Here is a 12,815-nt window from a genome sequence, read left to right on the forward strand (position 1 = left end):
GCGAGGACGCCCGCGCTCCCAGGGACTACTCGTCCCGCCACGCCTGATAGGCAGCCTCGTAGCGCCGCAGATTCTCGGCGGTATAGCCGGCATAGTCGAAATCGAGGCTGGAATGGATCTCGGACACCATGCTCCACAGCGTCTCGCGCAGCAGCGAGGCCGCAGTCATGGCGGCAAGGCGCCGGCGCAACCCGTCATCGATGGGCCGTTCGAAATAGGCCTCCGCCAGGGTTTCGCGCGCCGCGGCATCGAGCTCGGAATTGGAGGCGAGACCGCCAAGGTCGAACAAAGGCGAGTTGAAGCCGGCATAGTCCCAATCCACAAGCCAAAGCCTCTTGCCGTCGTCGAGGAAATTGGCGGCGAGCAGGTCGTTGTGGCCGAAGACGATATCGACAGGACCGACGCCTTCTTCCAGGCGTTCGCTCTCGGTCAGCAGGCGCGGCAGCAATTGCAGATGCCGGCTCGCTCCCTCCCTCAGTGTATGGCCGTAATCACGCACGACCTGGAACACCCAGAAGATCGCCGCGGGGCCCCGAAAGAAGCGCGGCATCTCACGATGGCAGCGCCGGATGAGGTCGATCATGGCCTGATGGTTGCGGGGGTCGCGCACGTCCTCGGGCGTGAAGGTGCGCCCCTCGATGAAGCGCAGCACCAGGGCACCCGGCTCGTGGTGCACCACTTCCGGCGAGATGCCGGCCGCGAAGGCGGCCTTGCTGGCGGCAAACTCGTTGGTGCGACTGATCTGGTGCAGGGGAATGTCATCCCCGATGCGCACGACATAGCGGCCGCTGCCGTCATCGACGGTGAAATTGGTGTTGGTGATGCCGCCGCCGAGCGGCTGCGGATCGACCCTGCCGTGCCAGCACATCAGGGTCGCCGCCCTCTCGCGGGGGCTATGAAGCGGCACCTTGGGCATGGCGGCTCCGGATGGTTTATTCAATGTTGAGGGAGCCTAACCCGATCGGTACCAAATCGTCCAGATATCCCGTCTCACAATACCAGGCTGCGCAGCGCTTCGGTGCCCGCGATGCCGACGCCTTAATAATTCTTATGCCGTCTAAGCCTTGGCTTTTCGCGTCGCATGCGACAAAAGGGATCCGGAAAAGGCTGATGGCGGCAATGCAGTCGTCAGCTTGCGAACGTTTAGGAAAGAGCCGTTCGATATTAAGACATCGGATTTGCGATCGGCTCGAAGAGAGACTTCAGGGGAGATTCATCGTCTCCATTGGCAAAATGACGTTGCGGCAGGGCCGGAGTTCTTTTGTGATTCGAGTGCAACGGTGACATGGTAGCCGGCCGGACAGATCGGGTGATCACCCCGACGACGCGAAGCTCCACCCAGATCATGGAGTGCCACGATTGCGGGCTGCTGCATGACGTGCCGCCGCTCCAGGACGGCATGCGCGCGCGCTGCTCGCGCTGCGGCGCCACGATGGAGCATTATCGCGCCATCTCGCTGAGTCACGCCTACGCCTATAGCTGGGCCGGTGCCATCTGCTTCGCCATGGCCAATTTCCTGCCCTTCATCAAGCTCGAAATATCCGGGCGCGCGCAGGTGGCCAGCCTCGTCACCGGCATCAAGGCGCTCTACGACCAGGGATTGTGGGAACTGGGAATCGTCGTCGCCTTCACCATGCTGGTGGCGCCGGGCCTGCAGATTCTCGCCCGCCTCACGGTCCTGACCGGGCTGAGGATGCGGCGCCCGCCGCGCTGGCTGCCGCTCGTTCATCGCGGCGCCAGTTTCGTCGGCCGCTGGGCGATGATCGAAGTCTATATGCTCGGCCTTCTCGTCGCCTATGTGAAGCTGATCGATCTCGCACACGTCGATCTCGGCCCCGCCGTGTTCGCCGTGGTGGCGCTGATGCTGGTGACGGTGGCGACCGGCTCCCTCCTGGACGACGAAACCATCTGGCGCAGCTTTGCGCGCAAGGGCGTGGCTCCCCATCCTCCCCGGGTGGATCCGAGCCGCCCGACCGCCCTGTGCGAATCCTGCTGGCTCGTGTCGAACCTGCCCGCTTCAGGCCATGACGCGGCCTGTCCACGCTGTTCGGCGCCCCTGCATCAACGCAAGCCCAACAGCCTCACCAGAACCTGGGCCCTGCTGATCAGCGCCGCCATCCTCTACATACCGGCCAATCTCTTCCCGATCATGACGGTGATCTCGCTCGGGCATGGCGAGCCCGATACCATCATCAGCGGTGTCATCGCCCTGGCCGATGCCGGTTTGTGGCCACTGGCCGCCCTGGTCTTCTTCGCCTCGATCCTGGTTCCCGTGCTCAAATTGGCGGGCCTGACGATGCTGCTGATCACCACCCAGCGCGGCTCGACCTGGCGTCTGCAGGACAGGACAGTGCTCTACCGGATCATCGAGTTCGTGGGACGCTGGTCGATGATCGACATCTTCATGATCTCGATCCTGGTTGCCCTGGTGCAGCTGGGCGAGATCGCCACCATCGAGCCCGGCATCGGGGCGATCGCCTTTGCCAGCGTGGTGATCATCACCATGATCGCCTCCGAATCATTCGACCCACGGCTGATGTGGGATGTCTTGCGCCGCGACACAGGAAAGAAGGGCCATTGACCGACTCCGACGCCTCCAAGAACGGCAGTGACACGGCCACGCCGGATATCGATCCGCCGCGCCGCCGCCGCCTGTCCGCGATCTGGCTCATCCCGATCGTGGCGGCCGGGATCGCGCTCTATCTGGGCTGGGTCACGCTGTCGGAGAAGGGGCCGGTGATCACCATCACCATGCGCACGGCGGAAGGGCTGGAGCCGGGCAAGACCCAGATCCGCTACAAGGCCATCGTCTTCGGCACGGTGAAGAGCGTCGCGCTTGCGCCGGACGGCAGCCACGTCATCGTCGCCGCCGATATGACCAAGCAGGCCGAACCGCTGATGCGCGAGGGCACGCTGTTCTGGGTCGTCAGGCCGCGCCTGTCGGCCAGTTCCGGTATTTCCGGCCTGTCGACCATCATTTCCGGCGTCTATATCGAGTTCGATCCCGGCAAGGCCGGCACGACAGCCGACAGCTTCGCCGGCCTCGAGCTGCCTCCCGTCATTCCCACCGACGCGCCCGGAACGGAATTTGCGCTCAAGACCACGCAGATCGGCTCGATCAGCGCGGGGTCGCCGATCTTCCATCGCGGCCTCGAGGTCGGTCAGGTCCTCGGCTACGATTCCTCCAACCTCGCTGACGGCATCACCATCCGCGCCTTCGTCAGGGATCCCTATGACAAGGAAGTGCGCACCAGTACCAATTTCTGGAATGCCTCCGGGGTCTCCCTCACCACCGGTCCCCAGGGCTTTCGGCTCCAGCTCGATTCCATCCAGGCCCTGCTCGCGGGCGGCATCGCCTTCGACACACCGGCCGACGTGCTTTCGAACGAGCGCGCCGCTCCCAAGACGGCTTTCACCCTCTACCGGGACCAGGCCAGTGCCGACGAGGCCAAATATACCGTTCGCCTGCGCTATCTGGTCTATTTCGATTCCTCGGTCGGCGGCCTTGCCGCCGGTTCCAACGTGGAGTGGCATGGCCTCAAGATCGGGCAAGTGGTCAGTATCAACCTGCAATATGACGTCACCAAAAACACGCCGCGTGCGCCCGTCCTGATCGAAATCGAGCCGCAGCGCATCCAGATCGTCGGCGCGGACGGCCCGATCAATCCCGAAACCGTGCTGAAATCGCTGGTCGCCAAGGGCCTGCGCGCCGAGATCAAGACCAGCAATTACCTGACTGGCCAGAGCGTGGTGTCGTTCGACATCGATCCCAAGGCCGGGCCGGCGGAACTGGGAACCGGCGCTATCTATCCGGTGATCCCGACCAGTCCGAACCAGTTCGACTCCGCCCTGCGTTCGGTCAACGACATCCTCGACCGCATCTCGAAACTGCCGCTGGACAAACTGGTGGTCCAGGCCAACGACACCATGAAGTCGTTCCAGGACCTTGCCGCCGGACCGGAGATCAAGGAATCGCTGCGCTCGCTCGCCGGCGCCCTCACCTCGGCGCGGGAGCTGATCGACAAGGCCAAGACCGATCTCGCCCCGGCAATGCAGAGGCTGCAGCCGGTGCTCGACACCGCCCAGCAGTCGATGAAACGCATCAATTCCACCCTGGGCTCTTTCGACCAGGGCTATGGCAGCTCGTCCAGCTTCAAGCGCGACCTCACGCGCCTGATGTCGCAGGTCGACGATGCCGTGCGGTCCATTCGCGTGCTCACCGACTATATGCAGCAGCACCCCGAATCCCTGATCCGGGGCAAGACCAGAGGAAGCAACTGATGCCGTTCTCCTCCTTCCGTCGTTCTGGACGCATCGCGGCCCTCACGGGCCTGGGCCTGGCTCTCTACCTGCTCGCGGCCTGCGCATCGCCCGAGGCCAAGATCTACACCCTGGCCTCCCAGGGCGGACAACGGGTGGCGGGCCGGCCCGTCTCGCTGTCGATCGAAACGGTGGATGTCGCCAAATATCTCGATCGGCCCCAGTTGGTGCGCCGCTCCGGCGACGTCCAGCTCGGCGTCTCCGAGTTCGAACGCTGGGGCGAGCCGATGGGCTCCATGGTGCAGCGCGTGCTCGCCGAGAATTTGCGCCGGCGCCTGCCCGCCGGCTCGCTGGTGACCACCAGCCAGACCGTGTCGGGCAAGGAAGCGGCCAGCCTCGAACTTTCGGTGAGCCGCTTCGATACCAATGCCGAGGGCGTGGTCATGCTGCAGGCGCAATGGCGGCTGCATTACCGCAATGGCGGCCGCAGCGCGGCGGCCCAGGCCAGCATCGCCGTGCCCCCGGCCGATACCGGAGCCCCCGCCCAAGTCGAGGCGATGAGCTCGGCCCTTGACCAGCTCGCCGGACACATCGCCGCCAAGCTGCGCTGAAGGGACGAACGCCGGACCGGCTGAGTCAGGACAACGGCTTGGGCGAGCTGACGGAATTGATGAAGGAGCGCGACATTCGTGCCCCCTCGCCCCGTCCTTACGGGTATCGGCCACTCCACTTGGAGTGGGCTGGGATACAGGTGAGGGGCTTCGCTACGCTCCATTTGGTATCCCTCGCGCAGCTCCTCATCCCTGCCTTCTCCCCGTAAGAACGGGGCGAAGGAGTGGCTGGCGTTGCGCCTTCCCCCAACCATCGTGCAGTTGCCTTCGTCACTTCGAAAAAATTTCGCCGCCATGTCACAGCGGCGGAGGCTGGCTCGTCATGTCTGCGCAAACCGATCAAGAGGACATGATCATGAAAGCCAGACTGAACCCCTTCGCCGCCTCGCCCGCCATCATGAAGCAGTGGCTCGATTTCTCGACCGGGATCGACGGCCTCGAGACCAGCCTGATGGAACTGGTGAAGATGCGCGCCTCCCAGATCAATGGCTGCGGCTTCTGCCTGCATATGCACGCCCTCGACGCCCGCAAGCTTGGCGAGAGCGAGGAGCGGCTCTATCTGCTCGACGCCTGGCGCGAATCGCCGCTCTATAGCGAACGCGAACGCGCGGCCTTGGCCTGGACGGAAGCCCTCACCTTGGTCGCCGACAAGCGCGCGCCCGACGACGTCTACGAAGCGGTGAAGGCGCAGTTCACCGAGGAGGAACAGGTGAAACTCACTTTGCTGATCGTCGCCATCAATGGCTGGAACCGGGTCAATGTCGGCTTCAATGCCGTGCATCCGGTGCGCGCGAAAGCGGCGGCCTGATGCCGGGCGCCCTCCAGAGCGATGCGGCTGCAAGCTTCGATCCCTTGCGGCCGCGCCTGATCCGCATCGCCTATCGCATGCTGGGATCGGTCGCCGACGCCGAGGACGTGGTGCAGGATGCCTTCCTGCGCTGGCTCGACGCGGATCGCCGTGAGGTGCGCGAGCCGATGGCCTTCCTCACCCGCGCCGTCACCCGGCTCTGCCTCGACGTGCTCAAATCGGCCCGACGCCAGCGCGAGACCTATATCGGCCCCTGGCTGCCCGAGCCGATGATCGAGGAGGGCGAGGACGAGGTCGAGGACGTCACCTTGCCGCTGATGCTGGCGCTCGAGCGGCTTTCGCCGCTGGAGCGTGCCGCCTTCCTGCTCCACGACGTCTTCGGCGTTTCCTTCGACGAGATCGCTGAGACCATCGGGCGCGATCCCGCCGCCTGCCGCCAGCTCGCCAGCCGGGCCCGCACCCATGTCCGCGCCTCCAGGCCGCGTTTCGACATGCCGAAGGAGCGTGGACTGGAGATCGCCCACGCCTTCTTCGCGGCCTCGCGCAGCGGCGACATGACGGCGCTGCAGGCCCTGCTGGCCGCCGATGTCGCCGTACATTCCGACGGTGGCGGCAAGAAGCCGGCCGCGATGAAGCCGATCTTCGGCCTCGAGGACGTGATGAAGCTGCAGGCGGGCCTGGCGCATTACTTCGCCGAGACCATGTCGCGGCTGGTCCGCTTCACCTATATCAATGGCCTGCCTGGCTTCATCACCATCGAACGCGACGAAACGCTGCAGACCACGGCCCTCGACATACACGATGGCCGGATCGTCGGCATCTACGTCACCCGCAATCCCGACAAGCTCAAGCATATCGAGGAGGCAACCCTGCATTGAGGGGGAGATGGCAGCAAGCTTGGTTTGAGGTAGCGCTGCCCCTCACCCTTACCCTCCCCGTAAACGGGGCGAGGGAGACTTCCATGTCCCGCCCTATCCAGCAGGCGCCCTGTCTCGCATCGAGGCGCAACGTCTGACACCCCTTGCCCCGTCCTTACGGGGAGAGGGTAAGGGTGAGGGGCGGCACGACTGTAGGAAATCTACACCCCTACCCCCGCGTCGGGATCTTCAGCCCGCCGAACATCACGTTTCGTGTCAGCGGACGATCGAGGAAGTCATGCGGGAAGCCGAGTTCGATGGCACTGGCCGCCTCGAGCCGGTCGCGCTGCTCGTCCGAGAACGTCACCTCGAGCGCGCCGAGATTGTCCTCGAGCTGGGCCAGCGTGCGGGCGCCAATGAGCGGCGAGGCGACCGCCGGATTGGTGAGTGTCCAGGCCAGCGCCACCTGCGAGGGCGTATGCCCGGTCTCGCCCGCGACCGCCTTGACCACTTCCGCAATGTCGAGGCCGCGTTCGGTAAGCGCCCCATTGCCCAGCGCGACATTGCGGCGGGTGCCCGAAGCTTCGGCCGAACCGCCGCTGTCGTCGAGATCCGCCCGGCTATATTTGCCGGCGAGCACGCCGCTGGCCAGCGGCGACCAGGGAATGACGCCGAGACCCAATTCGCGGGCCATCGGCACCAGCTCGCGCTCGATGGTGCGCTCGATCAAATTGTATTCGACCTGCAGGGCGATCAGCGGCGCCCAGCCGCGGAGATCGGCGATGGTCTGCATGCGGGCGATCTGCCAGGCCGGGGCATCCGAGATGCCGGCATAGACGATCTTGCCCGAGCGCACGAGGTCGTCGAGGCCGCGCAGCACTTCCTCCACCGGCGTGGTGAAGTCCCAGGCGTGCAGATAGAGCAGGTCGATATAGTCGGTGCCGAGCCGCTTCAGACTGTCCTCGACCGAACGCACCATGCTCCTGCGGTGATTGCCGCCGGAATTGGGATCGCCGGGGCGGGAGGGCAGCGTGTATTTGGTGGCGATCACCAGCCGGTCGCGGCGGTCGGCGGCGAAAGCGCCGACGAAGCGCTCGGACGTGCCGTTGGTATATTGGTTGGCGGTGTCGATGAAATTGCCGCCGCGGTCGACATAGGCGTCGAAGATACGGCGGGCCTCGGCTTCGTCGGCGCCCCAGCCCCAATCCGTGCCGAAGGTCATCGTCCCCAGCGACAGTGGGGATACCCTGAGGCCCGAGCGGCCGAGAAGGCGGTAGTCATCCAAAGCGAGTGTCATGGCGGTCATCCTCCGTTGCGATGCTGCCGGGAAGATGGTCCCTGGAGACTGCTTCGTTAATGCTATAGAATGCGCATGGCTTATGAAGGAAAGCATATAGAATGCGCGGCAGCGAGCATGTAGAATTGCGGGCTTTCGTCGCCGTGGTCGAACATGGCAGCTTCGCGCGGGCCGCCGCCCATCTCGGCCTGTCGCCTTCGGCCCTGAGCCAGACCATCCGCTCGCTGGAGGAGAGGCTCGGCGTTCGCCTGCTCAACCGTACCACCCGCAGCGTGGCACCGAGCCAGGCTGGCGAGCGCTTCCTCGCCCGGCTGCGCCCGGCGCTGTCCGATCTCGACGCCGCCGTCGCGGATGTACGGAGCCTGCGCGACAGTCCTGCCGGCCTGCTGCGCATCAACGCCACCCGTATCGCCGCCATCCATGTCATCGGGCCGCTGATCGGCCCCTTCCTCGCAGCCTATCCCGACATCACGGTGGACCTCGTCAGCGAGGACAGGCTGATCGACATCGTGGCCAACCGCTTTGATGCCGGGGTGCGGCTCGGCGAGATGGTGGAGAGGGACATGATCGCCGTGCGGCTCGGCGGCGAACTCAGGCTGATGGCCGTCGCCGCCCCGACCTATCTCACCCGTTACGGCACGCCCGTGACGCCGCATGACCTCGCCCGCCATCGCTGCATCAATTTCCGCTGGCCGACCGATCTCAGCCTCTATCACTGGGAATTCGAGCGCGAGGGCCGGCCGCTGGAAGCTGCCGTGGAAGGTCCGCTCATCGTCAACGAACCGGAGGTCGCCTGCCTGGCGGCGCTCGCCGGCGTCGGCATCGCCTATCTGTTCGAGCATCAGGTCCGCCCCGGGCTCGCATCAGGCCAGCTCGTCCACCTTCTGGCGGACTGGTCGCCGCCCTTTCCGGGCTTCCACCTCTATTATCCCAGCCGCCGCCAGATGGCCCAGCCGCTGCGGGCCTTCCTCGACTTCGTTGCGGCGAATCAGGGCAAGGCTCCGAAAAACTAACCCAAGCGCATATGCATCAGCGGATAGGGGCGTCCGTCACCATCGAGCGCGGAGCGACCTGTCTCGACGAAGCCGAGGTGGCGGTAGAAGCCGACAGCCTGCGTGTTCTGCTCGTTGACGTCGACGGTCAACGGTCCCTCGCCCTGTTCTCGGGCATGGCGGACCAGCAGCGTGCCGATGCCCTGGCCGCGCCTTTCGGGATCGATGAACAGCGAATCGATATGGCGCACCGACAAGCCCATGAAGGCCAATGGCCGGCCGTCGCCGTCAGCGGCGACATGCAGGGGCGCTGACGGCAGATAGTCGTTGGCGACCAGCTTCTCGATCGCCTCGAAATCACCGGGGAGCAGGAAATCATGGGTCGCCCTGACGGAGCCGCGCCAGATCTCGAGCAGGGAGGGCACATCCGCCGGGCGGGAGGAGCGAAGGGTAATCATAAATCCGGTGTCCAAATAGATAGAATAACGTTCACACCGGCAAAATGGCGAGCAACTGGCGGAGATCCGTGATGGTGACAGCTCCCCGCCCAGCCTGCGCGACGCTGCGGCGATCGAGATGAAGAGCCTGCAGGCCCGATCTCGTCGCGCCCTCATAATCGCTTCGCCAGCTATCGCCAACCATCAGGATTTCTGCTGGTGTACAGCCAAGCTGGAGGCAGAGGGATCGATAAAATGCGGGAGCAGGCTTTGCCGCTCCGACCTCGAAGGAGAGGCAGGCACAATCCAACAGATCAGCAAACAAAGCCTCCAGCGGAGCCGCGTAGGGCAGCGCAAGATTAGAGGCGAGGGCAATGCGATAGCCCGCCCGACGTAGCGCAACAAGAACCGCACGGCTTTCCGCAAAGGCGCGGATGGATACCAGCTCCGCCTCTAGATCAACATTCCATTCGGGGTTTGGCCGCACGCCGCACATATCGGCGAAAGCGCCGAGGTCGAGCGGCCGCGTGATTGACGCGGCCAGAACGCCAACTGTCGAGGCTCGCGCAATACGAACATAGGGCCGGCGCTCGTCGGTGACCTCGACGAGCGTGCCGAACGCGTCGAAAGCAACGGCCTTGATGGTGCGCGGCTGGTCCATTGGACGGTTCAGCTGGGCTCAGACCTTGTACCCACCCATCGCACAGACGATCTGCCATTCCTCGTCCGTCACGGGCTGCACGGACAGGCGCGACAGCTTCACCAGCGCCATATTGGCCAGCCTCGGCTCGGCCTTGACACCGGCCAAAGTCACCGGCTTGGGGAAGGGGGCTACCGCCTTGAAGTCCACCAGCACCCAGGGTTGGCCTGGTGTGGCCGGGTCCGGATAATGCTCGCGCGCCACCTCAGCGACGCCGACGACGGCCTTGCCCTCGTTGGAATGGTAGAAGAAGGCCTTGTCGCCCTTCTTCATCGCCATCAAATTGAGCTTGGCGGCATGATTGCGCACGCCGTCCCAGGGCGTGCCCTTGGCACCGGCGGCGACCTGCTGGTCCCAGCTCCACACTTCGGGTTCAGACTTGATCAGCCATTGGGCCATGACAACCGCCTCCTTGCCGGATCAGAGGCCAGCCGGGGGCTTGATGCCCCAGCGCCAGCGGCGGATGCTCGTGGAGGCGAACAGGCCGGCCCTGGTATAGGGATCGTTCGCGGCGAAGGTCCGGGCCTCGGCCTCGGTGGGGAAGTCCACGATCAGGAGCGAACCCACCATCTTGTCCGCTTCGTCCAGGAACGGGCCGGCGCCGAGAATGTGGGCGTCCTGCGTCTTCAGATAATCGAGGTGAGCCGGGCGGGTCGCCTGCCTGAGTTCGAGACCATTGGGAATGTCTTCGCATTGGATGACGAATAGCATGGCGGCGCCTTTCCTGATGTCGGTTGTCCTCGCGTAGCGATTTCGCGAGACGATGTCGAGAGGCAAGCCAGGCCCGATTCCGGCTGGCGCCTACGCTTCCCGATCGGCATCGCCACGACCGCGTCCATGCAGCATGCCGCCAAGGACTCCGTCACGCAGCACGACCGCGTGGAACAAGGCCGCCAGCACATGGACGACGACGAGGGCGACGAGCGCCCAGGTCAGCATGGCATGCAGGCTCAGCATCGTGCGCGGCGACAAGCCCTCCAGCCCCGTCAATACAGGCATGGGCAGCAGGCCGAAGGCGAGCGGCGGCGGCATGAACGGCCCCGGGCGATAGCCGAGCCAGCCCGTAAGCGGCACGAGCAGGAGCAAGGCGTAGAGAGCGCTGTGAGCGAGAGCTGCAACGATCGCAGCAAACGGGGAACGGACGCGCCGTGGTGCGCGGTCGAATATCCGGGAACCGAGGCGGAGCGAGGTCAACGCCAGGATGACCAGGCCCAGTGACAGATGGGTGATCAGCCAGACATTGCCCGCCATCGCCATGCCGCCGAGGAGGAAGAGGCCGATGATCCATTGCGCGGTGATCGCGATCGCCGTGATCCAGTGGAACAGCCGGGCCCTCAGGCTCCACCCCATCGCCGCCTCCAGCCTAGACGATACGATAGGGCACGATTTCGCGCCGGTCGTGGTTCACCGACAGATGCGCCTTCAGGGGCGGCACGGCGCGCTGATGGCAGTGCTGGCGCTCGCAGATGCGGCAGGAAATGCCGATCGGATCGAAACCCGCGCGGTTGGAAAGATCAAGGCCGTCGGCATAGACGAAATCCCTGGCGTAGGCGATCTCGCAGCCCAGCGTGATGGCGTAGCGCCGCTGGGCTGCGTTGAAGCCGCCACCGCCCTTGGCGATCTCGGTGGCGACGCTGAGATAGCGCTCGCCGTCCGGCGTTTCGGCGAGCTGGCGGATGATGCGGCCCGGCGCCTCGAAGGCCTGGTGCACGTTCCAGAGCGGGCAGGCGGAACCGAAGCGGGCGAATTGCAGCTTGGCCGCGCTATGGCGTTTGGTGATGTTGCCGGCCCGGTCGATGCGCGCGAAGAACACCGGCACGCCCTTGGAGCCCGGCCGCTGCAGAGTGGAGAGACGATGGGCTACCTGTTCGAGACTGGCGCCGAAACGCGCCGCGAGCAGTTCGAGGTCGTGGCGCAGCTCCCGCGCCGCGGCGAGGAAAGCCCGGTAGGGCAGGGTCAGCGCGCCGGCGATATAATTGGTGAGGCCGATGCGGGCGATCTCCACCGCCTCGGTGCTGCGCCAGTCGGCCCCGGCCAGGATGGCGGCGATCTCGGTTTCCGCCTCCAGCGCGGCAATCTGGAAAGCGAGCTGGAAATGCCGGGTGGCGGCAGGGGAATAGGGGTGCAGGCGCAGCACCCGCGCCTCCTTGTCGAAACCGCGGATGATGCCCTCCTCGGCCGGCGCCTGCATCACCCTGACCCGGTGGCGGCTTTCAAGATAAGCGGTCAGGGCAGCACCGGGCTCGCGGCGGGGCAGGCCCAGGCGCTCGGCCAGGGCTTCGGCGGCGGTGTCGAGTTCATGCACGTAATTGTCGAGGAAGTGGAAGAAATCCCGCACTTCCTCATAGGGCGTCGGCTCCGACAGGCCTCCCGCCAGCCGCCCGTCCAAGCTCGCCAATTGCTCGGAATTGCGCCTGTAGGCCTGGTGCGCGGTGATCAGGGCATGGGCGAAGCCCGGCGCATTCTGCGTGACCAGCTTCAGTTCCTGCAGGCTCGGCGCCAGGGCATCGAAGAGCGGATCGGCCAGGGCCTCGTTCAGGGCCGAGAGCAGGCGGTCACCGTCACTCTGGGCAATGGTGGCGATGTCGACGTCGAAACGCTCGGCCAGCGCCAACAGCACCGCGGCCGAGAGCGGGCGCTGATTGTTCTCCATCTGGTTGAGATAGGAGGTTGAGATACCGAGCCGCTGGGCAAACGCCGCCTGCGTCGCGTGGGCGGCCTCGCGGATGGCCCTGAGGCGGGCGCCGATGAAGAGCTTGCCGGCCAAGTGGAAACCCTTGTTCGCAATTTTGCAATTTGCAACTCCAATTAGCATAAATCATGCATTCGCACTCTTTCAAGCAAGAACAAAGA

14 protein-coding genes are annotated in these 12,815 nt (G+C 65.0%); 6 read left to right on the forward strand and 8 right to left on the reverse strand.

The window, feature by feature from the left end:
• Positions 1-25: 25 nt before the first annotated feature.
• Positions 26-916, reverse strand: a complete 891-nt coding sequence (locus ACN6KF_RS21505) for a phosphotransferase (protein WP_434958806.1) — start codon at positions 914-916, stop codon at positions 26-28.
• 393 nt (positions 917-1,309) lie between these two features.
• On the opposite strand from ACN6KF_RS21505, the gene ACN6KF_RS21510 reads away from it, so the two are divergent.
• The 5 genes from ACN6KF_RS21510 (at position 1,310) to ACN6KF_RS21530 (ending at position 6,557) form a co-directional block, all read left to right on the forward strand.
• Positions 1,310-2,581 carry a paraquat-inducible protein A gene (locus tag ACN6KF_RS21510; RefSeq protein ID WP_434958807.1) on the forward strand — a complete coding sequence of 424 codons (1,272 nt, stop codon included), beginning with the start codon at positions 1,310-1,312 and terminating at the stop codon, positions 2,579-2,581.
• The gene (locus tag ACN6KF_RS21515; RefSeq protein WP_434958808.1) at positions 2,578-4,281 is read left to right on the forward strand and encodes a PqiB family protein; all 1,704 of its coding nucleotides are present in this window, start codon (positions 2,578-2,580) and stop codon (positions 4,279-4,281) included. The genes ACN6KF_RS21510 and ACN6KF_RS21515 overlap by 4 nt, the downstream gene beginning before the upstream one ends.
• Positions 4,281-4,871: a PqiC family protein gene (locus ACN6KF_RS21520; protein ID WP_434958809.1), complete on the forward strand. Its 591-nt coding sequence runs from the start codon at positions 4,281-4,283 to the stop codon at positions 4,869-4,871. Before ACN6KF_RS21515 ends, ACN6KF_RS21520 begins: the two co-directional genes overlap by 1 nt.
• 355 nt (positions 4,872-5,226) lie before the next feature.
• Entirely contained in the window at positions 5,227-5,679 is a 453-nt protein-coding gene (locus tag ACN6KF_RS21525; RefSeq protein ID WP_434958810.1) for a carboxymuconolactone decarboxylase family protein, read from the forward strand.
• A complete protein-coding gene (locus tag ACN6KF_RS21530; RefSeq protein ID WP_434958811.1) occupies positions 5,679-6,557 on the forward strand; it encodes a sigma-70 family RNA polymerase sigma factor in 879 nt (292 codons plus the stop codon). Before ACN6KF_RS21525 ends, ACN6KF_RS21530 begins: the two co-directional genes overlap by 1 nt.
• A gap of 208 nt (positions 6,558-6,765) precedes the next feature.
• Here ACN6KF_RS21530 and ACN6KF_RS21535 read toward each other — a convergent pair whose 3' ends face one another.
• The gene (locus ACN6KF_RS21535; RefSeq protein ID WP_434958812.1) at positions 6,766-7,833 is read right to left on the reverse strand and encodes an aldo/keto reductase; all 1,068 of its coding nucleotides are present in this window, start codon (positions 7,831-7,833) and stop codon (positions 6,766-6,768) included.
• Between the two features lie 101 nt (positions 7,834-7,934).
• On the opposite strand from ACN6KF_RS21535, the gene ACN6KF_RS21540 reads away from it, so the two are divergent.
• Positions 7,935-8,846 carry a LysR family transcriptional regulator gene (locus tag ACN6KF_RS21540; RefSeq protein WP_434958813.1) on the forward strand — a complete coding sequence of 304 codons (912 nt, stop codon included), beginning with the start codon at positions 7,935-7,937 and terminating at the stop codon, positions 8,844-8,846.
• Here ACN6KF_RS21540 and ACN6KF_RS21545 read toward each other — a convergent pair.
• From ACN6KF_RS21545 to ACN6KF_RS21570, 6 genes are all read right to left on the reverse strand, one after another.
• Positions 8,843-9,283, reverse strand: a complete 441-nt coding sequence (locus tag ACN6KF_RS21545) for an acetyltransferase (protein ID WP_434958814.1) — start codon at positions 9,281-9,283, stop codon at positions 8,843-8,845. The genes ACN6KF_RS21540 and ACN6KF_RS21545 overlap by 4 nt on opposite strands.
• Before the next feature lie 31 nt (positions 9,284-9,314).
• Positions 9,315-9,923: an HAD family hydrolase gene (locus ACN6KF_RS21550; protein WP_434958815.1), complete on the reverse strand. Its 609-nt coding sequence runs from the start codon at positions 9,921-9,923 to the stop codon at positions 9,315-9,317.
• An 18-nt stretch (positions 9,924-9,941) separates the two neighbouring features.
• Positions 9,942-10,361, reverse strand: coding sequence for an EVE domain-containing protein (locus ACN6KF_RS21555; protein ID WP_434958816.1), 420 nt, complete (start codon positions 10,359-10,361; stop codon positions 9,942-9,944).
• A gap of 21 nt (positions 10,362-10,382) precedes the next feature.
• Positions 10,383-10,673 (reverse strand): YciI family protein, encoded by a 291-nt coding sequence (locus tag ACN6KF_RS21560; RefSeq protein ID WP_434958817.1) that lies wholly within the window; start codon positions 10,671-10,673, stop codon positions 10,383-10,385.
• A gap of 90 nt (positions 10,674-10,763) precedes the next feature.
• On the reverse strand, positions 10,764-11,312 hold the full coding sequence (locus ACN6KF_RS21565) for a cytochrome b (protein WP_434958818.1): 549 nt from the start codon (positions 11,310-11,312) through the stop codon (positions 10,764-10,766).
• Between the two features lie 13 nt (positions 11,313-11,325).
• A complete protein-coding gene (locus ACN6KF_RS21570; protein WP_434958819.1) occupies positions 11,326-12,777 on the reverse strand; it encodes a helix-turn-helix domain-containing protein in 1,452 nt (483 codons plus the stop codon).
• Between the last annotated feature and the right edge of the window lie 38 nt (positions 12,778-12,815).

The sequence above is a fragment of the Labrys methylaminiphilus subsp. lupini genome (assembly GCF_051161885.1).
In the GTDB taxonomy this organism is placed as follows: Bacteria; Pseudomonadota; Alphaproteobacteria; order Rhizobiales; family Labraceae; genus Labrys.